The following is a 19,957-nucleotide window of genomic DNA, read 5'->3' on the forward strand; positions in this document are numbered from 1 at the left end:
ATCCCTGATTGCTCTCCTCTTCCCCTTTTTTGCGCGTTCGCCGACCTTCAACACCCTGCCAACACGTGTCTCTTAGAAGCATTTGCGTCGAAAACGAGCAAACAATCACGCTTTTCCTACTGATGGCTACACTCCTCAGAAGATTGCCCACGCTCTCCATTCGGCCATCGCAAGGAGGCTTGATGAATGATGAACTGCAACACCTGAAGAATCTTGGCAAGACGTCAGCGCAATGGCTGCATGCCGTGGGCATCCATAGCGCATCGGACTTGCGTCGCCTCGGGGCGGTGGATGCTTATCGGGCCGTGCGTACGCGCGGTTTTCGGGCGTCCAAGGTGTTGTTGTACGCGATTGAAGGTGCCCTGATGGACGTTCACTGGAATGACATCCCTGCCGAGCGCAAGGAAGCGCTGAACAAACAACTGGAAGCCATTTCTTCACGCCACAAGAACTGAGCCGACAAATATTTCCGAAGCTTTGCAACCTGAAACCCAATGATTACGGGGCCTGCAGAAGTAAATTCGGCGAATCGCAATGAAATCAAAAAACAGCGGTTGACTTGGTAATGAGAATCGATATGATTATCACAACTGGTCGCGAGACTGGTCGATATTCTGAATAGCCCTTGGTTCGGACTCTCAGATTATCTCCTCATCAGGCTAATCACGGTTATTTGACCCGGCTCTTGCCGGGTCTTTTTTTGCCTGTGGAAAAGTACTGACGGGATTCGGCGATGGATGCGCCATGCCGATCACCACAATGCGGGCGGTCAGACGCATGACAGTTTCCCGGGCATCGAACGGTCAGGCCAAGTATCCTCGACGATAGGCACTTGTCCCCGGCGGGCAAGACGGCCAATTGATCGCATTTAACCGTCAAGCCCGGACCTATCCGGTCACGAGCTGCGGGACTGAGGATAGAGATGAAGTTGCTTTGTGCAGGTGCCGAACTGGTCAATGACAGCAGTCGCGGTTTCGACATTGACGGCCAAAAGCTTTTTGCGGTGCGCCGCAGCGGCCAGGTCCATGTCTACATCAATCGCTGCCCACACCGGGGTGTGGCCTTGGAGTGGCATCCCGACCAGTTTCTCGACCCCAGCAACAGCCTGATCCAATGCGCCACCCATGGCGCACTGTTCCTGATCGAAGACGGTGAATGCGTCGCCGGCCCTTGTGCGGGGCAAGCCTTGACCAGAGTGGCCTGTCGCGAGGACGAACAAGGGATCTGGATCAGCCTTTAGCCGCCCGGCAACACGTCCAGACGCCGGTCGACCAGCATTTCCTGGTGATTCAAGCTCACAGCGTAAGCCAGCACCTCGACCCCACACTCAATAGCCTCACGCAAAGCCTGCGCATAAGCCGCATCGATTTCCTGCGCCGGACGCACGGCCTCGATGCCGGTCAGGCAAACACAGTACAACTGCACCGCGCGAATACCGTCCCTGGCCAAGTGGGCCAGTTCCCGCAGATGCTTGGCGCCACGCTGGGTGACCGCATCGGGAAACGCCGCCACCGCCGTACCGTCGAAACCCAGGGTCACGCTTTTGACCTCGACGTAGGCAGGCCCTTCGGGGTAATCGAGCCGGAAATCGATACGACTGTTTTCCTGACCATAAGCCACTTCGCGCTTGAGCCCGGTAAAGCCGTTCAATTCCGTGATGATGCCCGCTCGCAGCGCCTCTTCGATCAAACCATTGGCCCGGGCGGTGTTCACGCAAAACAGCCGCCCTTGCGGGGTTTCGCCGATCTCCCAGGTGCCGGGCAACTTGCGTTTCGGGTCGTTGGAGCGGCTGAACCAGACCTGCCCGCCTTCGACCTGACAATTGAGCATCGATCCTGTATTCGGGCAGTGAATGGTCAGCATCTCGCCGTCAACGGTTTCGATATCGGCGAGAAAACGCTTGTAGCGTCGAATCAGGCGACCTTCTTCGAGGGGGGGATGAAATCGCATCAGCCTTGCCAGCTCCGCAACCCACGGGCAATGCGCTCGACCGCTTCCTGCAAACGCTCGAGATTTTGCGTATAGGCGAACCGCACATGATGCCCGGCCTGATAACGCCCGAAATCCAGCCCCGGGGTGAAGGCCACATGCTCGGTCTCGAGAAAATGTTTACAGAACGCGAAGGCATCGCCGCCGAACTTGCTGATATCGGCGTACAAGTAGAATGCCCCTTCCGGTTCCACGGCAATGCCAAAGCCCAATTCCCGCAAGGCCGGCAGCAGGTAATCCCGACGCCGGCCAAATTCGGCGCGACGCTCTTCGAGAATACTGATGGTTGCCGGCTCGAAACAGGCCAGCGCGGCGTGCTGCGCCATGCTTGGAGCACTGATGTAGAGATTCTGGGCGAGTTTTTCCAGCTCACCGACGGCCGCGTCCGGGGCGACCAGCCATCCCAACCGCCAACCGGTCATCCCGAAGTACTTCGAAAAACTGTTCAGCACGAAGGCACTGTCGTCGACTTCCAGCACGCTGGCCGCATCGGTGCCGTAGGTCAGGCCGTGATAGATCTCGTCGACCACCAGATGACCGTGGCGCTCCTTGATCGCGACAGACAACTTCGCCAGCTCATCGCGGGTCAGGATCGTGCCGGTCGGATTGGCTGGCGACGCCACCAATGCGCCCACACTGTCGTGATCCCAATGACGCTCGATCAGGCCGGGCGTCAATTGATAACGCACCTCCGGACCGACCGGCACCAATTGCGCGGCGCCTTCGACCAGTCGCAGGAAGTGCCGGTTACAGGGGTAGCCCGGGTCCGCCAGCAGCCAGTGCTTGCCGGGGTCGACCAGCAAAGCGCTGGCCAGCAGCAACGCACCGGAGCCGCCGGGGGTGATGAGGATGCGTCGAGGGTCGATGTTCAAGCCATAACGCTGCTGATAAAAGCCCGAAATGGCCTCACGCAGCTCCGGAATGCCGCGCGCGGCGGTGTAACGGGTCTTCCCCGCTGCCAGCGCAGCCTGGCCGGCCTGGATGATCGGCTCGGCGGTGGTGAAGTCCGGCTCGCCGATTTCCAGGTGGATCACATCGTGGCCAGCCGCCTGCAATTCATTGGCCCGCGCCAACAGCGCCATGACATGAAAAGGTTCGATCGCGCGACTGCGGGCACTGTAGGACTGAGCCATTGGCCTTCCTTCAACTGGGAAAAAAACCGATTCTACCCAAGCGCAGGAACGAGCGAGAACCTAAAGCGGTCAGAGGGCTTATAACCCTGACTACAAACGATTCAAGCGTGTGCGCAAGGTTTGACTAAAATCAATAGTTGAGCAGGGTTCCGGAGCCGCCAGACAACGGTTTGTCATCATTGGCAAGCACCATGAGCCGCAAGCTCGACATCCGGGAGTAGCGCGGCCCGAGTTGATCTGGTAAGTTCGCCCGCTTGCAGCCGCAGGGCCGGCAGGTGTCGGTGATGGAGCAATCCTGCGCAGATGGATTACAAGAGTAGAGGCGGTCTATTTCATGTCCACCCAAGCAAAGCAGCAAAACCAGGCAATCAGCGGCTTCGAGCCCTATGTTCAGAAAGCTGGCGAAGAGTACATGGGCGAGCCCATGCGCAAGCACTTCACCAAGGTCCTGAATCAGTGGAAAAAAGAGCTGATGGAAGGTGTCGACAAGACCGTGGACCACATGAAGGACGAAGCGGCCAACTTTCCTGATCCGGCAGACCGTGCCAGCCAGGAAGAGGAATTCGCCCTCGAACTGCGTGCCCGCGATCGTGAACGCAAGTTGATCAAGAAGATCGACAAGACCCTTCAGCTGATCGAAGACGAAGAGTACGGCTGGTGTGAATCCTGCGGCATCGAGATCGGCGTCAAGCGCCTCGAAGCGCGTCCTACTGCCGACCTGTGCATCGACTGCAAGACCCTGGCGGAAATCAAGGAAAAGCAAGTCGGCAAGTAATTGCGACTTGAACGAAGAACGGAGCGTGCGAACGCTCCGTTTTTGTTTCTAAAATTCGCCTCAGCAGCAAACCTGTGGGAGCGGGCTTGCTCGCGAAAGCGGTGCATCAGCCTATATTGATGTTGAGGCTGATGGCGTCTTCGCGAGCAAGCCCGCTCCCACAAGGTGGTTAGCGCAAGCCTGGAAAAAGTAACACTGCCCTTATGACTGCCATCGCCTCATCCACCTACATCGGGCGCTTTGCCCCCACGCCCAGTGGCCATCTGCATTTCGGTTCTCTGGTCGCAGCGCTGGCTTCTTACCTTGATGCGCGCTCGGTGGGCGGACGCTGGCTGATGCGCATGGAAGACCTCGACCCGCCCCGTGAGGAACCCGGCGCCCAGGCCGCCATTCTCAAGGCCCTGGAAAGCTATGGCTTCGAGTGGGATGGCGATCTGGTTCGCCAAAGCGAGCGGCACGACGCCTACGCCGAGGTGCTCAATCGCCTGTTCAATCACGGCTTGGCCTACGCCTGCACCTGTTCGCGCAAACAGCTGGAACCGTATCACGGGATTTATCCGGGGCTGTGCCGCAATGCCGGCCATGGCGCCGATGATGCCGCCATCCGCCTGCGCGTACCGGAGCTGGAGTACCACTTCCTCGACCGGGTGCAGGGCGAGTACCGCCAGCACCTGGGCCGGGAAGTCGGTGATTTCGTGATCCGCCGTCGCGACGGGCTCTACGCCTATCAACTGGCCGTGGTCCTGGACGATGCCTGGCAGGGCATCACCGATATCGTTCGGGGTGCCGACCTGCTGGACTCCACGCCCCGCCAGCTGTACCTGCAAGAACTGCTCGGCCTGCCGCAACCGCGTTATCTGCATATCCCGCTGATTACTCAGCCTGATGGCCATAAACTCGGTAAATCCTACCGTTCGCCGCCGTTGACCGAGGATCAGGCAACGCCACTGTTATTGCGGGCGCTGCGTGCACTGGGACAGAACCCGGGAACCGAACTGATTTACGCCACGCCACGGGAAGTGCTGAACTGGGGCATTGCCCACTGGGATGCCTTGCTGATCCCGCGCACACTGAGCCTGCCCGAGGCACAGCTGCTGTGATCGCACTTGCAGTGGCGCGCCCATCCGTTACCATCGCCGCACGTTTTCGGGCACGCACATAAAAAAGAGAGGCCGGGATGTACATCTATCGCTTGGTCCTGCTTTTGGTAGTGGGCATTTACCTGTTTTCCCCGGCCATCATGGATTGGTGGATCGACGCCACTGGCGCCTGGTATCGCCCTTATCTGCTCTGGCTGATTCTGATCGTCGTGACCTTCATCCTGCAGAGTCAAAAAGATGCCGATGAGCTTTAGCCTGACCCAGATGATCCTGATCAGCGCCGCGTACCTGGCGGTGCTGTTCGGTGTGGCCTGGATCAGTGAACGGGGCATGATTCCCCGGGCGATCATTCGCCACCCGCTGACCTACACCCTGTCACTGGGCGTCTATGCCAGTGCCTGGGCGTTTTACGGCACGGTGGGCCTGGCCTACCAGTACGGCTACGGCTTTCTGTCCAGCTACCTGGGCGTTTCCGGGGCCTTTCTGCTGGCGCCGGTGTTGCTGTATCCGATCCTGAAGATCACCCGCACTTATCAACTGTCGTCCCTGGCGGACCTGTTCGCCTTCCGCTTCCGCAGCACCTGGGCCGGAGCGCTGACCACGATTTTCATGCTGGTCGGCGTATTGCCATTGCTGGCCCTGCAGATTCAGGCGGTCGCCGACTCCATCGGCATCCTCACCCGCGAGCCCGTACAGAATCGCGTGGCCCTGAGCTTCTGCGCACTGATTACGCTGTTCACGATTTTCTTCGGCTCCCGCCACATCGCCACCCGGGAAAAGCATGAAGGCCTGGTGTTCGCGATTGCCTTCGAGTCGGTGATCAAGCTGATCGCCCTCGGCGGTGTCGGGTTGTATGCGCTTTACGGCGTGTTCGACGGCCCGCAACAGCTTGAGCTTTGGCTGCTGCAAAACCAGACCGCGCTCGCGGCCCTGCACACGCCTTTGCAGGAAGGCCCGTGGCGCACCCTGTTGCTGGTGTTCTTCGCCTCGGCGATCGTGATGCCGCACATGTATCACATGACCTTCACCGAGAACCTCAACCCGCGTTCGCTGGTCAGTGCGAGCTGGGGCCTGCCGCTGTTCCTGCTGCTGATGAGCCTGGCGGTGCCGCTGATTCTCTGGGCCGGCCTGAAACTGGGCGCCACCACCAATCCGGAATACTTCACGCTGGGCATCGGCATCGCCGCCAACAGCAAGGCTTTGGCATTGCTGGCCTATGTCGGCGGGCTGTCCGCCGCCAGCGGCCTGATCATCGTCACCACGCTGGCGCTGTCCGGGATGGCCTTGAACCACCTGGTGCTGCCGCTTTATCAGCCACCGGCCGAAGGCAACATCTACCGCTGGCTGAAGTGGACCCGCCGGGCGCTGATTGTCGCGATCATTATGGCTGGCTACGGCTTCTACCTGATGCTCGGCGCCGAACAGGACCTGGCCAACCTCGGCATCGTCGCGTTCGTCGCCACGTTGCAGTTCCTGCCGGGCGTGCTCTCGGTCCTGTACTGGCCGACCGCCAACCGTCGCGGCTTCATCGCCGGCTTGCTGGCGGGGATACTGGTGTGGCTGGTGACCATGTTGTTACCGTTGGTCGGCAACCTGCAGGGCTTCTACATTCCGCTGCTGAACATGATCTACGTGCTGGACGACACCAGCTGGCACATGGCGGCGATTGCCTCGCTGGCGGCCAACGTACTGATGTTTACCCTGATCTCGCTGTTCACCAACGCCAGCACCGAAGAGGCCAGCGCTGCCGAAGCCTGCGCCGTGGATAACGTGCGCCGCCCGCAACGCCGCGAACTGCACGCCGCCTCGCCCCAGGAATTCGCCACGCAGCTTGCCAAACCATTGGGTGCAAAAGCGGCGCAGAAAGAAGTGGAACAGGCACTGCGCGACCTTTATCTGCCATTCGACGAACGCCGACCCTATGCCCTGCGTCGCTTGCGTGACCGCATCGAAGCCAACCTCTCCGGCCTGATGGGGCCGAGCGTAGCCCAGGACATGGTCGAGACGTTCCTGCCCTACAAGGCAGGTGGCGAAAACTACGTGACCGAAGACATTCACTTCATCGAAAGCCGACTCGAGGACTACCACTCGCGCCTGACCGGCCTGGCCGCCGAACTCGATGCCCTGCGTCGCTATCACCGCCAGACCCTGCAGGAATTGCCGATGGGCGTGTGTTCGCTGGCGAAAGATCAGGAAATCCTCATGTGGAACAAGGCCATGGAGGAGCTGACCGGCATCGCTGCGCAGCGCGTGGTCGGTTCGCGCCTGAGCACCATTGCCGATCCGTGGAAAGAACTGCTGCAAGGCTTCATCAATCTGCCGGACGAGCACTTGCACAAGCAGCACCTGGCCCTCGACGGCCAGACACGCTGGCTGAACCTGCACAAAGCGGCGATCGACGAACCCCTGGCACCGGGCAACAGTGGCCTGGTGTTGCTGGTGGAAGACCTGACCGAAACCCAGATGCTCGAGGACAAACTGGTGCACTCCGAGCGATTGGCGAGCATCGGTCGCCTGGCGGCCGGCGTGGCCCATGAAATCGGCAACCCGATCACCGGTATCGCGTGCCTGGCGCAGAACCTGCGCGAAGAACGCGAGGAAGACGGCGAGCTGAAGGAGATCAGCGGGCAGATCCTCGAGCAGACCAAGCGCGTGTCGCGCATTGTCCAGTCGCTGATGAGCTTTGCCCATGCCGGCAGCCATCAGCACAGCGACGAGCCCGTCTGTCTGGCCGAAGTGGCTCAGGATGCCATCGGCCTGCTGGCCCTGAACCGACGCAATTTCGAAGTGCAGTTCTACAACCTGTGCGACCCCGAGCACTGGGTCGAAGGCGACCCGCAACGGCTGGCCCAGGTGTTGATCAACCTGCTCTCAAACGCCCGTGACGCATCGCCTCCCGGCAGTGCGGTGCGGGTCAAGAGCGAAGCCGGCGAACACACGGTCGATCTGATCGTGGAGGACGAAGGCAGCGGTATTCCGTCGAGCATCATGGACCGATTGTTCGAACCTTTCTTCACCACCAAGGACCCTGGCGAAGGCACCGGTCTGGGCCTTGCACTGGTCTATTCCATCGTTGAAGAGCATTATGGACAAATCACCATCGACAGCCCGGCTGATGTTCAAAGCCAACGCGGCACCCGAATCAGGGTTACCTTGCCGCGTCATGTCGAAGCGACGTCCGCTGTGAACTGAGACCGTCGAGAGTATCGAATCAATGCCGCACATTTTGATCGTCGAAGACGAAACCATTATCCGCTCCGCCTTGCGCCGCCTGCTGGAACGCAACCAGTACCAGGTCAGCGAAGCCGGTTCAGTGCAGGAAGCACAAGAACGCTTCACCATTCCCTCGTTCGATCTGATCGTCAGTGACCTGCGCTTGCCGGGCGCGCCTGGCACAGAGTTGATCAAGCTCGCCCAAGGTACGCCGGTGCTGATCATGACCAGCTACGCGAGCCTGCGCTCGGCCGTCGACTCGATGAAAATGGGTGCGGTGGATTACATTGCCAAGCCATTCGACCACGACGAAATGCTGCAAGCCGCCGCACGAATCCTGCGTGACCGACAAACGGCACAAACCGGTGGTGAAGCGGTTGCCGGCAAAGCCGCCAATGGTGCGGCGAAGTCCGGTGCCGACAACAGCAACGGTGAAATCGGCATTATCGGCTCATGCCCGCCGATGCAGGACCTGTATGGCAAGATCCGCAAAGTCGCGCCGACCGATTCCAATGTGCTGATTCAGGGCGAATCGGGCACCGGTAAAGAACTGGTGGCCCGCGCACTGCACAACCTGTCCAGACGCGCCAAGGCACCGATGATTTCGGTGAACTGCGCAGCCATTCCGGAAAGCCTGATCGAGTCCGAACTGTTCGGCCACGAAAAAGGCGCATTCACCGGCGCCAGCGCCGGGCGCGCCGGCCTGGTGGAAGCGGCGGACGGCGGCACCTTGTTCCTCGACGAAATTGGCGAACTGCCGCTGGAAGCCCAGGCTCGCCTGCTGCGCGTATTGCAGGAAGGCGAAATTCGTCGCGTAGGTTCTGTGCAGTCGCAAAAAGTCGATGTGCGCCTGATCGCCGCGACTCACCGCGACCTCAAGAGCCTGGCGAAGATCGGCCAGTTCCGCGAAGACTTGTATTACCGCCTCCACGTTATTGCGCTGAAGCTGCCAGCCCTGCGCGAACGCGGTGCGGACGTCAACGAAATCGCCAACGCCTTCCTGGCGCGGCAAAGTGCGCGAATCAACCGCACCGACCTGAAGTTCGCCGCGGATGCCGAGCAAGCCATTCGTCACTACTCCTGGCCGGGCAACGTCCGTGAACTGGAAAACGCCGTCGAGCGCGCCGTTATCCTGTGCGAAAGCCCGGAAATCTCCGCCGAGCTGCTGGGCATCGACATCGAACTGGGCGACCTGGAAGATGACGAATTCATTGGCCTGCCCCCCCAACAGGGCAACAGCAACGCCGGTAACAGCAACCACGAACCGACCGAAGACCTCTCCCTGGAGGACTACTTCCAGCATTTCGTCCTCGAGCATCAGGACCACATGACTGAAACCGAGCTGGCCCGCAAACTCGGGGTCAGCCGCAAATGCCTGTGGGAGCGCCGTCAGCGCCTGGGCATCCCGCGGCGCAAGACAGGGGTGGCCAGCGAAAGCTGAACCCCACCTGTCTCATGTGCGGGTAACACGTGACTTTGTGAAAAAACTGTTACCTCAGTTTTTTCACGTAACAGAAGCCGGGGCTTACGGTAACGAAGCCCCGGCTTTTTTTTGCCTTCGAAATGCCTGGCAGCCGACCTAACCCCTTGTTTTATTGGGTTTCGCAAAAGTTGGCACGCACCCTGCTATATGTTTGGTACAAGAACAATAACAAGCAATGCACAAGACAATAAAAATAAGACGAATCGACTCACGCACAATAAAAACAAGACGGCGAGAGGCGCAGCTAACTGATTCTTTTGGAGAGGCGTTGTATTTGGGGCTTGCCCCACGACCAGGCCGAGAACAACAAAAACTGTCCTAAGACAGAGCCTGTACTGGTTGGATCGAAAGATCACTGCAATTCAGCGACCAAAGCAATCCGTTTGCTCTTGGCTCCCGATTGGGAGGGTCATGAAGGAAAGCTTCATGACAAGGGCACTTAACAAAAACAAAAAGCCCGAAACCAAAAATAAAAATAGAGCATGCAACTACTTCTTGGGGAGCTTCGGCTCCCCTTGTAGTTTCCGCGATTCAGAAAAACCCGCGTATCACTGTAGGAGCGAGCCTGCTCGCGAAAATCCCACAGGCACATCGGGGCATCTGGTTGTACGCGTAATCGTTCACGTCCATCGCGAGCAAGCTCGCTCCTACATCCTGCGCCTTACAGCTCATATCTGCTGTGTCCTACACCATCCCCCGACTAAATGCTAGAATCCCCGCCCATCATGCGGTCATTCTTCTGTTATGGCCGAATATTCCTTCAAACAGTGCATCCCATGCTGAAGAAGCTGTTCCAGTCATTCCGTTCTCCCAAGCGTCCTACGCAACACATTCGCAGCACGCCTGAAGTGCTCAACAGCGGCCAACACTCGCTGCAAAAGGCGCAATTCAGCCGCTACGCGGTGAATATCGTTGAACGCCTGCAGAGCGCCGGTTATCAGGCTTACCTGGTGGGCGGCTGCGTGCGCGACATGTTGCTGGGCATTACACCGAAAGATTTCGACGTTGCCACCAGCGCCACCCCCGAGCAGGTGCGGGCCGAATTCCGTAACGCGCGAATCATCGGGCGTCGGTTCAAATTGGTGCACATCCACTTCGGCCGCGAAATCATCGAAGTCGCGACCTTCCGTGCCAATCACCCGCAAAACGAAGACGAGGAAGACAGCAACCAGTCTTCGCGCAACGAAAGCGGGCGCATCCTGCGCGATAACGTCTATGGCACCCTGGAAGAAGACGCGCAACGTCGCGACTTCACCATCAATGCCCTGTATTACGATCCGGTCAGCGAGCGCATCCTCGACTACGCCAACGGCGTACACGACATCCGCAATCACCTGATCCGCCTGATCGGCGATCCGAAGCAACGCTACCAGGAAGACCCGGTACGCATGCTGCGGGCCGTGCGTTTCGCCGCCAAGCTGAACTTCGGTATCGAAAAACACAGTGCCCTGCCGATCCGCGACATGGCGCCGATGCTGCGCGAGATCCCGTCGGCTCGCCTGTTCGAAGAAGTGCTCAAGCTGTTCCTCTCCGGCCACGCCGCGGATACGTTTGAAATGCTGGTCGACCTGCAGTTGTTCGATCCACTGTTCCCGGCCAGCGCCGAAGCACTGGAATACAACCCGACCTACACCCACACCCTGATCAGCGAAGCCCTGATCAATACCGACCTGCGGATCAAGCAGAACAAACCGGTCACCCCGGCGTTCCTGTTCGCGGCCCTGCTCTGGCCTGCCCTGCCCGCGCGCGTCCTGCGCCTGCAGGAGCGTGGCATGCCGCCGATTCCGGCGATGCAGGAAGCGGCGCATGAGCTGATTGCCGAACAGTGCCAGCGAATCGCGATTCCGAAACGCTTCACCATGCCGATCCGCGAGATCTGGGACATGCAGGAACGCCTGCCGCGCCGCAGCGGCAAGCGTGCCGATCTGTTGCTGGACAATCCGCGCTTCCGCGCCGGCTATGACTTCCTGTTGTTGCGCGAGAGTGCAGGCGAGCAGACTGACGGCCTCGGCGAATGGTGGACCGACTATCAGGACGCCAATGAAAGCGAGCGCCGCGACATGATCCGCGACCTCAGCGGCAAGGAAGAAGGCACCGGCGCCCCGCGCAAGCGTCGCCGCAGTGGTGGTTCCAAGCGCAAGCGCGCCGCTGGCGCTTCGAGCACCTCGGGCGAGTAATCCATGGAACGCATCTACATCGGCATGGGCAGTAATCTGGCTGACCCCGCCGAACAATTGCGCAGCGCCGCCGAGGCGCTGGCGTCCTTGCCGCAATCCCGACTGGTCGGGGTTTCTGCGTTTTATCAAAGCGACTCGCTGCTTCCCGGACAACCGCGCTACACCAATGCGGTGGCCGCTCTCGACAGCATGCTGGCGCCACTGGAATTGCTGGATGCCTTGCAGGCCATCGAAAACGGCCAGGGTCGCGAGCGCCTTGAACGCTGGGGACCGCGTACGCTGGACCTCGACATCTTGCTGTTCGGTGATCGCCTGATCGACGAGCCGCGCCTCAAGGTTCCCCACTACCACATGCAGGAACGGGCCTTTGTGCTGTATCCGCTGGCGGAACTGGCACCTGCGGATTTGCAACTCGCCGATGGCCGAACCCTGGTCGAACTGCTCAAGGCATGCCCGTTCGTCGGCCTGGAACGCCTGCCCCAAAATTGACCGAAATCCCCTGTGGGAGCGGGCTTGCTCGCGAAGGCGGTGTGTCATCCAGAATCAATGTTGGCTGAAACACCGCCTTCGCGAGCAAGCTCGCTCCCACATTGGTTTTGTGTCGAGCACAAGATCTGCTGCTGAATCGCATCAGTTACTCCGGTAACACCCCACCCGTAACAATGCGGTAACACACGCAATTGACTTCCCTCGTTCTCCTCACGACTATAGGCGTCCCGCTGCCGCCTACACGGCGTTCAAGGGCGCAATCCAGGCCTTAAAAGCACGACGAAAGAGCGTGCGCCTGTATTCAACGAAGAATCACGCGCGTTACTCGCAGTAGTTTCCACAGCGCCTGAATGAGGAACTTTTCATGCCAGCCATCACCCTGACCACCCTGCAAGGTCTGAAGCAAAAAGGTGAAAAGATCACCATGCTGACCTGCTACGACGCAACCTTCGCCCACGCCTGCAACCAGGCCGGCGTCGAAGTGCTGCTGGTGGGCGACTCTCTCGGCATGGTTTTGCAGGGCCACGACAGCACCTTGCCTGTCACCACCGCAGAAATGGCTTACCACGTGGCTGCCGTCAAACGCGGTAACAGCGATGCCCTGATCCTCGCCGACCTGCCTTTCATGGCCTACGCCACCACCGAACAAGCCATGACCAACAGCGCCCTGTTGATGCAGGCCGGCGCGCACATGGTCAAGGTCGAAGGAGCGTTGTGGCTGGCCGATTCGATCCGCCTGCTGGCCGAGCGCGGCATCCCGGTCTGCGCGCACATGGGCCTGACGCCGCAGTCGGTGAACATCCTTGGCGGCTACAAGGTCCAGGGTCGCAATGAAAACCAGGCGCGGCAGATGCGTGCTGACGCGATCGCCCTGGAACAGGCGGGCGCGGCCATGCTGTTGCTCGAATGCGTCCCGAGCGAGCTGGCAGAAGAAATCACCCAGGCGGTGAAGATTCCGGTGATCGGGATTGGCGCCGGCAATCGCACCGATGGCCAGGTGCTGGTTCTGCACGACATGCTGGGGCTGTCCATTACCGGCCGCGTGCCAAAATTCGTGAAGAACTTCATGACTGGCCAGACCAGCATTGAAGCTGCATTGAATGCCTACGTGACTGAAGTCAAGGCGGCGACTTTCCCTGGAATCGAACACGGATTCTCTGCATGAACACCGTAAAGACCGTACGTGAACTGCGGGCCGCCGTGGCCCGTGCCCGTAGCGAAGGCAAGCGCATTGCCTTTGTGCCAACCATGGGCAACCTGCACAGCGGCCACGTTGCGCTGGTGACCAAGGCCTCCCAACGGGCGGACTTCGTGGTGGCGAGCGTTTTCGTCAACCCGCTGCAATTCGGTGCTGGCGAAGACCTCGACAAGTACCCGCGCACCCTCGCCGCCGACCAGGAAAAACTGCTCCAGGCCGGTTGCCATCTGCTGTTCGCGCCAACCGTCGAGGAGATGTATCCCGACGGCATGGCCGGCCAGACCCGCGTCAGTGTCCCGCAATTGTCCGAAGGCCTGTGTGGCGCAAGCCGGCCGGGGCATTTCGAAGGCGTGGCGACGGTGGTGAGCAAGCTGTTCAACATGGTCCAGCCGGACCTGGCGATCTTTGGCGAGAAAGACTTCCAGCAACTGGCGGTGATTCGCGCGCTGGTACATGACTTGAACATGCCGATCCAGATCATCGGTGAGCCGACCGTACGGGCGGCCGATGGCCTGGCGCTGTCGTCGCGCAACGGTTTCCTCAACGAAGAGCAACGCGCTGTGGCACCGGTGGTCTACCGCACGCTGAATGCGATCAGCGAGGCGATCAAGCAGGGCGAACGCGATTTCCCGGCGCTGATCGACACGCAGGTCAAACAGCTCGAAACGGCTGGCCTGCGTCCTGACTATCTGGAAATCCGCCATGCCCTGACCCTGCGCCCGGCGACGGCGCAGGATCGTGACCTGGTGATTCTGGTGGCGGCGTTCCTCGGTACGACGCGGTTGATCGACAACCTGCATCTGAACCTCGACGCGCCAATCTAAACAACAAAAAACCCTGTGGGAGCGGGCTTGCTCGCGAAGGCGGATGTTCAGTCACAACAGTTTTGCCTGATCCACCGCTATCGCGAGCAAGCTCGCTCCCACAGGGGTTCTGCTGCGCCCATACACACCTTACTGACGCCCACAAACCCTTCGGGCCACTTGCCCGCCGACCTGGGAAACACTCATGCACGCCATCATGCTCAAAGCCAAGCTGCATCGCGCCGAAGTCACCCACGCTGTACTCGATTACGAAGGCTCCTGCGCCATCGACGGTGAATGGCTGGACCTGTCCGGCATCCGCGAGTACGAACAGATCCAGATCTACAACGTCGACAACGGCGAGCGCTTCACCACCTACGCCATCCGTGGCGAAGAAGGTTCGCGCATGATCTCGGTCAACGGCGCCGCCGCGCACAAGGCCAAGGTTGGCGATCGGGTGATCATCTGCGCTTACGCACACTACAGCGAAGCCGAACTGCTCAACTTCAAGCCGCGCATGCTCTACATGGCACCGGGCAATGAACTGAGCCACACCAGCAATGCCATTCCGGTCCAGGTCGCCTGATCCGAGCCCTGTCTCTTCCGTTTGTCGGACCATTCCTAACTTCGATGTTAAAAAAGTACCGGAAACAGGTCAGACAAAGTCAAGACAGATCATTGCGCGGGGTTTACTGTATTCGCCCTGCGCCATGAAATCGTGTCGACGCAGTTGACCGGAACGCCCACCCACAGCGCTCCGGGATTTTTAGTGTTCTAAAGGCCGTTCAAGTAATAAGGAAACCCGCAGCGATGGCGTATTACCGCACTCCTCACGACGTTACCGCTCTGCCCGCCTGGCAAGCGCTGAATGACCACCGCCAAGCCATGCAGGATTTCAGCATGCGCGAGGCCTTCAATGCCGATCCGCAGCGCTTTACTCAATTCACCCTCAGCAGCTGCGGCCTGTTTCTCGACTATTCGAAAAACCTGATCAACGCCGAGACCCGCAATCTGCTGGTGGGCCTGGCCAACGAAGTCGACCTCAAGGGCGCGATCAAATCGCTGTTCGATGGCGAAATCGTCAATGCTTCCGAAGGCCGTCCAGCCCTGCACACCGCGCTTCGCCGCCCGGTCGGTGACAAGCTGTCGGTCAATGGCGTCAACGTGATGCCCGAAGTGCACAAGGTGCTGAACCAGATCACCGACCTCGTCGGCCGCATCCACGATGGTCTGTGGCGTGGTTACACCGAGAAGCCGATCACCGACGTGGTGAACATCGGCATCGGTGGCTCCTTCCTCGGCCCGGAACTGGTGTCCGAAGCCTTGCTGTCCTACGCCCAGAAAGGCGTGCGTTGCCATTACCTGGCGAACATCGACGGCAGCGAGTTCCACGAACTGACCATGAAGCTGCGCGCCGAGACCACGCTGTTCATCGTCTCGTCGAAATCCTTCAACACCCTCGAAACCCTGAAGAACGCCCAGGCCGCCCGTGCCTGGTACCTGGCCCAGGGTGGTTCGGAAGCCGAGCTGTATCGCCACTTCATCGCGGTCTCGAGCAACAACGCCGCCGCCGTAGCCTTCGGCATTCGCGAAGAAAACATCTTCCCGATGTGGGACTGGGTCGGCGGCCGTTACTCGCTGTGGTCGGCCATCGGCTTGCCGATTGCCCTGGCCATCGGCATGTCCAACTTCAAGGAGCTGCTGTCCGGTGCCTACACCATGGACCAGCACTTCCAGAGCGCACCGTTCGAACAGAACATGCCGGTGCTGCTGGCCTTGCTCGGCGTGTGGTACGGCAACTTCTGGGGTGCGCAAAGCCACGCGATCCTGCCGTACGATCACTACCTGCGTAACATCACCAAGCACCTGCAACAGCTGGACATGGAATCCAACGGCAAGAGCGTACGCCAGGACGGCAAGCCGGTGTCCACCGATACCGGGCCGGTGATCTGGGGCGGTGTTGGCTGCAACGGTCAGCACGCCTACCACCAGCTGCTGCACCAGGGCACCCAACTGATTCCGGCCGACTTCATCGTGCCGATCGTCAGCTTCAACCCAGTGTCCGACCACCACCAGTGGCTGTACGCCAACTGCCTGTCCCAAAGCCAGGCGCTGATGCTCGGCAAGACCCTGGCCGAGGCCGAAACCGAGCTGCGCGACAAAGGCATGAGCGAAGCCGAGGTACACAAACTCGCGCCGCACAAGGTGATCCCGGGCAATCGTCCGAGCAACACCCTGGTGGTCGAACGCATCAGCCCGCGTCGCCTCGGCGCACTGGTGGCGATGTACGAACACAAAGTCTTCGTGCAAAGCGTGATCTGGGGCATCAATGCCTTCGACCAGTGGGGCGTGGAGCTGGGCAAGGAGCTGGGCAAAGGCGTCTACAACCGCCTGGTCGGCAGTGAAGAAACCCCGGCCGAGGACGCCTCGACTCAAGGGCTGATCAACTACTTCCGCGGTCGTCACCGCGGATAATCTGACACTGCCCTGTTGTACCTTGTGGGAGCGAGCCTGCTCGCGAATGCGGTTTGTCAGTCGACTTTGATGTTGACTGACCCAACGCTTTCGCGAGCAGGCTCGCTCCCACAGTTGTTTTGTGTACGGCTTGAACCCATTGACCACTCGGCGCATCTTTATCTTTGTCGCAAAACAAGAATAAGGAACCGTCATGTTCGATATCAGCAAGTTCCCCAAAGCCGATGCCGTCCGCCGGGCTGCACAACTGAGTCAAGACGACTATCAGCGCCTGTACCGCGAATCCATTGAACACCCCAGCACCTTCTGGGCCGAACAGGCCACGCGTTTTCTCGACTGGAGCGCGCCCTGGGAAACCGTCCAGCGCTACAACCTGAAGACCGGTGAGGCCAGCTGGTTTGCCGGTGCGCAATTGAATGTCAGCTACAACTGCATCGACCGGCACCTGGAGAAACGCGGCGATCAGGTCGCCATCATCTGGGAAGGCGACGACCCTGCCGACTCGACATCGATCACCTACAAACAACTGCATGAAAACGTCTGCCGCCTGGCCAACGTGCTGAAAAGCCGTGGCGTGAAAAAAGGCGACCGCGTGTGCATCTACATGCCGATGATTCCCGAGGCGGCCTACGCCATGCTTGCCTGTACCCGCATCGGTGCGGTGCACTCGGTGGTGTTCGGCGGTTTCTCCCCGGACTCGTTGCGCGACCGCATTCTCGACGCTGACTGCCGCACCGTGATCACCGCCGACGAAGGCGTGCGCGGCGGCAGGCCCGTGCCACTCAAGCAGAACGTCGACAAGGCGCTGCAAAGCTGCCCGAACGTCAGCACCGTGCTGGTGGTCGAGCGCAGAAATGTGCAAGTGAACTGGGTCGAAGGACGGGACATCAAGTACCAGCAGGCCCTGCGCGAAGCCAGCGCCGATTGCCCGCCCGAGCCGATGGACGCCGAAGACCCGCTGTTCATCCTCTACACCTCCGGCAGTACCGGTAAACCCAAAGGCGTGCTGCACACCACCGGCGGCTACCTGCTGCAAGCGACGATGACCTTCAAGTACGTGCTGGATTACCGCGATGGCGAGGTCTTCTGGTGCACCGCCGACGTCGGTTGGGTCACTGGCCACAGCTACATCGTCTACGGTCCGCTGGCCAACGGCGCGACCACGCTGATCTTCGAGGGCGTGCCGAGCTACCCGACGACCTCGCGCTTCTGGCAGGTGATCGACAAACACAAGGTGAACATTTTCTACACCGCCCCGACGGCCCTGCGTTCGTTGATGCGCGAAGGGCCCGCCGCGTTGAAGGGAACCTCCCGCGCCAGCGTCAGGCTACTCGGTACGGTCGGCGAACCAATCAATCCGGAAGCGTGGGAGTGGTACTTCCATGAGGTGGGCGAAGAGCGTTGCCCGATCGTCGATACCTGGTGGCAGACCGAGACCGGCGGCATCATGCTCAGCCCTTTGGTCAGCGCCCAACGAATCAAACCCGGTTGCGCCACACAACCGATGTTCGGTGTGCAGCCGGTGCTGCTCGACGAGCAAGGCAAGGAAATCCAAGGCGCCGGCAGCGGCGTACTGGCCATAAAATCCAGCTGGCCGGCGCAGATCCGTAGCGTCTATGGCGACCCGCAGCGCATGGTCGACACTTATTTCAAGCCGTATCCGGGTTACTACTTCACCGGCGATGGCGCGCGGCGCGATGAAGATGGCGACTACTGGATCACCGGGCGCATCGACGATGTGATCAACGTGTCCGGCCACCGTATCGGCACCGCCGAAGTCGAAAGCGCGCTGGTGCTGCACGACAGCATCGCCGAGGCCGCTGCGGTCGGTTACCCCCACGACATCAAGGGCCAGGGTATCTATGTCTTCGTGACGCCCATGAACGGCGTCGAAACCAACGATGAACTGAAGCAGGAATTGCTGGCTCTGGTCGGCAAGGAAATCGGCAGTTTCGCCAAACCGGACTTGATCCAGTGGGCGCCGGCCTTGCCGAAAACCCGCTCAGGCAAGATCATGCGGCGCATTCTGCGCAAGATCGCCTGCAACGAACTCGATAGCCTGGGAGATACTTCGACCCTGGCCGACCCGAGCGTGGTGCAAGGGCTGATCGATAAACGCCTGAATCAATAATGCTCGCTCTCTGTAGGAGCTGCCGCAGGCTGCGATCTTTTGACTTTGCTCTGCAGGATCAAAAGATCGCAGCCTGCGGCAGCTCCTACAAAAAATTACCGGGACACCATGGAATTCATCCGCACCCGCATCGAAACCCAAATCATGAGCCTGACCGGTTTGTCCCTGGGCAAGCTCGATCTGGAAAACCCCAAGGGCGACCCCGGGCTGTTCGGACCGGACTCGGTGAGCTGGCAAGTCCATGGCGATTTCAGCAGCATGCTGATCGGTGGCATCAGCGCCCTGATGCTGCAGGCCCTGCACCCGCTGGCATTGGCCGGGGTCTGGGACCATTCGAATTTTCGTGAAGACATGCTCGGTCGCTTGCGCCGCACCGGGCAGTTCATCTCCGGCACCACCTTCGGTTCGCGGCAAGACGCCGACTGGTTGATCGAGAAGGTTCGCACCATTCACTTGCAGGTGACCGGCACGGCGCCGGATGGACGCCCCTATGCCGCCAGCGATCCCGATCTGCTGACCTGGGTGCACGTCGCCGAGGTCAGCAACTTCCTCGCCGCGCATTTGCGCTATCGCAACCCGCAACTGTCCCCAGCCGATCAGGATCGCTATTACGCAGAGATCGCCCTGGTCGCCGAGCGTCTCGGTGCCCGGGATGTGCCCCGTTCGCGGCAGGCCATTGCCGACTACCTTGAGCGCGTGCGCCCGCAACTGCTGTGCGACGAGCGCAGCCGCGAGGTGCTGCGCCTGTTGTTGAACGCGCCCTCTCCCAGTCGTTTGGCCAAGCCGTTCGGCGGGTTGATGATGCAGGCGGGGATCGATCTGCTGCCGGATTGGGCCAGTGACATGCTCGGCGTCAGCCAGAACCCGCTGCAACGCAAACTGATCCGCGCCAGCGTCAACCGCAGCGCGCCAATGCTGCGCTGGGCGGTGCGTAATGGATCGGTGCATCGGGCTAAACGACGGATGGGGTTGCTGAGCTGACGCTCAGAGC

17 protein-coding genes are annotated in these 19,957 nt (G+C 60.2%); 15 read left to right on the forward strand and 2 right to left on the reverse strand.

Annotated elements, in window-relative coordinates; all coding sequences use genetic code 11:
- The first annotated feature begins 182 nt into the window (after positions 1-182).
- Entirely contained in the window at positions 183-455 is a 273-nt protein-coding gene (locus KW838_RS18600) for a TfoX/Sxy family protein (RefSeq protein WP_007971093.1), read from the forward strand.
- Positions 456-922: 467 nt separating this feature from the next.
- Positions 923-1,240, forward strand: coding sequence for a Rieske (2Fe-2S) protein (locus KW838_RS18605; protein ID WP_015096854.1), 318 nt, complete (start codon positions 923-925; stop codon positions 1,238-1,240).
- Here the strand turns inward: KW838_RS18605 and sfsA are convergent.
- Positions 1,237-1,950 (reverse strand): DNA/RNA nuclease SfsA, encoded by a 714-nt coding sequence (sfsA, locus tag KW838_RS18610; RefSeq protein ID WP_218502326.1) that lies wholly within the window; start codon positions 1,948-1,950, stop codon positions 1,237-1,239. The two genes, KW838_RS18605 and sfsA, sit on opposite strands and share 4 nt — an antisense overlap.
- Entirely contained in the window at positions 1,950-3,122 is a 1,173-nt protein-coding gene (locus KW838_RS18615) for a pyridoxal phosphate-dependent aminotransferase (RefSeq protein WP_218502328.1), read from the reverse strand. Before KW838_RS18615 ends, sfsA begins: the two co-directional genes overlap by 1 nt.
- 334 nt (positions 3,123-3,456) lie before the next feature.
- Here KW838_RS18615 and dksA point away from each other — a divergent pair, with 334 nt between their 5' ends.
- The 13 genes from dksA to KW838_RS18680 all read left to right on the forward strand — a co-directional run bounded on the left by dksA (position 3,457) and on the right by KW838_RS18680 (position 19,947).
- Complete coding sequence (gene dksA, locus KW838_RS18620) at positions 3,457-3,897, forward strand: RNA polymerase-binding protein DksA (RefSeq protein WP_007971100.1); 441 nt, start codon at positions 3,457-3,459, stop codon at positions 3,895-3,897.
- A gap of 203 nt (positions 3,898-4,100) precedes the next feature.
- Positions 4,101-4,997 carry a tRNA glutamyl-Q(34) synthetase GluQRS gene (gene gluQRS / locus KW838_RS18625; protein ID WP_218502331.1) on the forward strand — a complete coding sequence of 299 codons (897 nt, stop codon included), beginning with the start codon at positions 4,101-4,103 and terminating at the stop codon, positions 4,995-4,997.
- A 77-nt stretch (positions 4,998-5,074) separates the two neighbouring features.
- Complete coding sequence (locus tag KW838_RS18630; protein WP_003176118.1) at positions 5,075-5,251, forward strand: hypothetical protein; 177 nt, start codon at positions 5,075-5,077, stop codon at positions 5,249-5,251.
- Positions 5,235-8,189, forward strand: a complete 2,955-nt coding sequence (locus KW838_RS18635; RefSeq protein ID WP_007971103.1) for a sensor histidine kinase — start codon at positions 5,235-5,237, stop codon at positions 8,187-8,189. The genes KW838_RS18630 and KW838_RS18635 overlap by 17 nt, the downstream gene beginning before the upstream one ends.
- Before the next feature lie 22 nt (positions 8,190-8,211).
- Entirely contained in the window at positions 8,212-9,651 is a 1,440-nt protein-coding gene (locus KW838_RS18640; RefSeq protein WP_102701631.1) for a sigma-54 dependent transcriptional regulator, read from the forward strand.
- Between the two features lie 818 nt (positions 9,652-10,469).
- On the forward strand, positions 10,470-11,870 hold the full coding sequence (locus KW838_RS18645; RefSeq protein ID WP_218502334.1) for a polynucleotide adenylyltransferase PcnB: 1,401 nt from the start codon (positions 10,470-10,472) through the stop codon (positions 11,868-11,870).
- A gap of 3 nt (positions 11,871-11,873) precedes the next feature.
- Positions 11,874-12,359, forward strand: coding sequence for a 2-amino-4-hydroxy-6-hydroxymethyldihydropteridine diphosphokinase (folK, locus tag KW838_RS18650; RefSeq protein ID WP_218502336.1), 486 nt, complete (start codon positions 11,874-11,876; stop codon positions 12,357-12,359).
- 364 nt (positions 12,360-12,723) lie between these two features.
- A complete protein-coding gene (gene panB / locus KW838_RS18655; RefSeq protein WP_095965623.1) occupies positions 12,724-13,524 on the forward strand; it encodes a 3-methyl-2-oxobutanoate hydroxymethyltransferase in 801 nt (266 codons plus the stop codon).
- Positions 13,521-14,381, forward strand: a complete 861-nt coding sequence (gene panC / locus KW838_RS18660) for a pantoate--beta-alanine ligase (RefSeq protein ID WP_218502357.1) — start codon at positions 13,521-13,523, stop codon at positions 14,379-14,381. Before panB ends, panC begins: the two co-directional genes overlap by 4 nt.
- Before the next feature lie 184 nt (positions 14,382-14,565).
- Positions 14,566-14,946 carry an aspartate 1-decarboxylase gene (gene panD, locus KW838_RS18665; RefSeq protein ID WP_003228271.1) on the forward strand — a complete coding sequence of 127 codons (381 nt, stop codon included), beginning with the start codon at positions 14,566-14,568 and terminating at the stop codon, positions 14,944-14,946.
- 224 nt (positions 14,947-15,170) lie between these two features.
- The gene (gene pgi / locus KW838_RS18670) at positions 15,171-16,835 is read left to right on the forward strand and encodes a glucose-6-phosphate isomerase (RefSeq protein ID WP_102701626.1); all 1,665 of its coding nucleotides are present in this window, start codon (positions 15,171-15,173) and stop codon (positions 16,833-16,835) included.
- Between the two features lie 193 nt (positions 16,836-17,028).
- Positions 17,029-18,966 carry an acetate--CoA ligase gene (acs, locus tag KW838_RS18675; RefSeq protein WP_218502360.1) on the forward strand — a complete coding sequence of 646 codons (1,938 nt, stop codon included), beginning with the start codon at positions 17,029-17,031 and terminating at the stop codon, positions 18,964-18,966.
- Between the two features lie 108 nt (positions 18,967-19,074).
- A complete protein-coding gene (locus tag KW838_RS18680) occupies positions 19,075-19,947 on the forward strand; it encodes an oxygenase MpaB family protein (protein WP_102701623.1) in 873 nt (290 codons plus the stop codon).
- Positions 19,948-19,957 lie beyond the last annotated feature (10 nt).

It is taken from the genome of Pseudomonas sp. PDM27, from assembly GCF_019219205.1.
Taxonomy (GTDB): Bacteria; Pseudomonadota; Gammaproteobacteria; order Pseudomonadales; family Pseudomonadaceae; genus Aquipseudomonas; species Aquipseudomonas laurylsulfatiphila.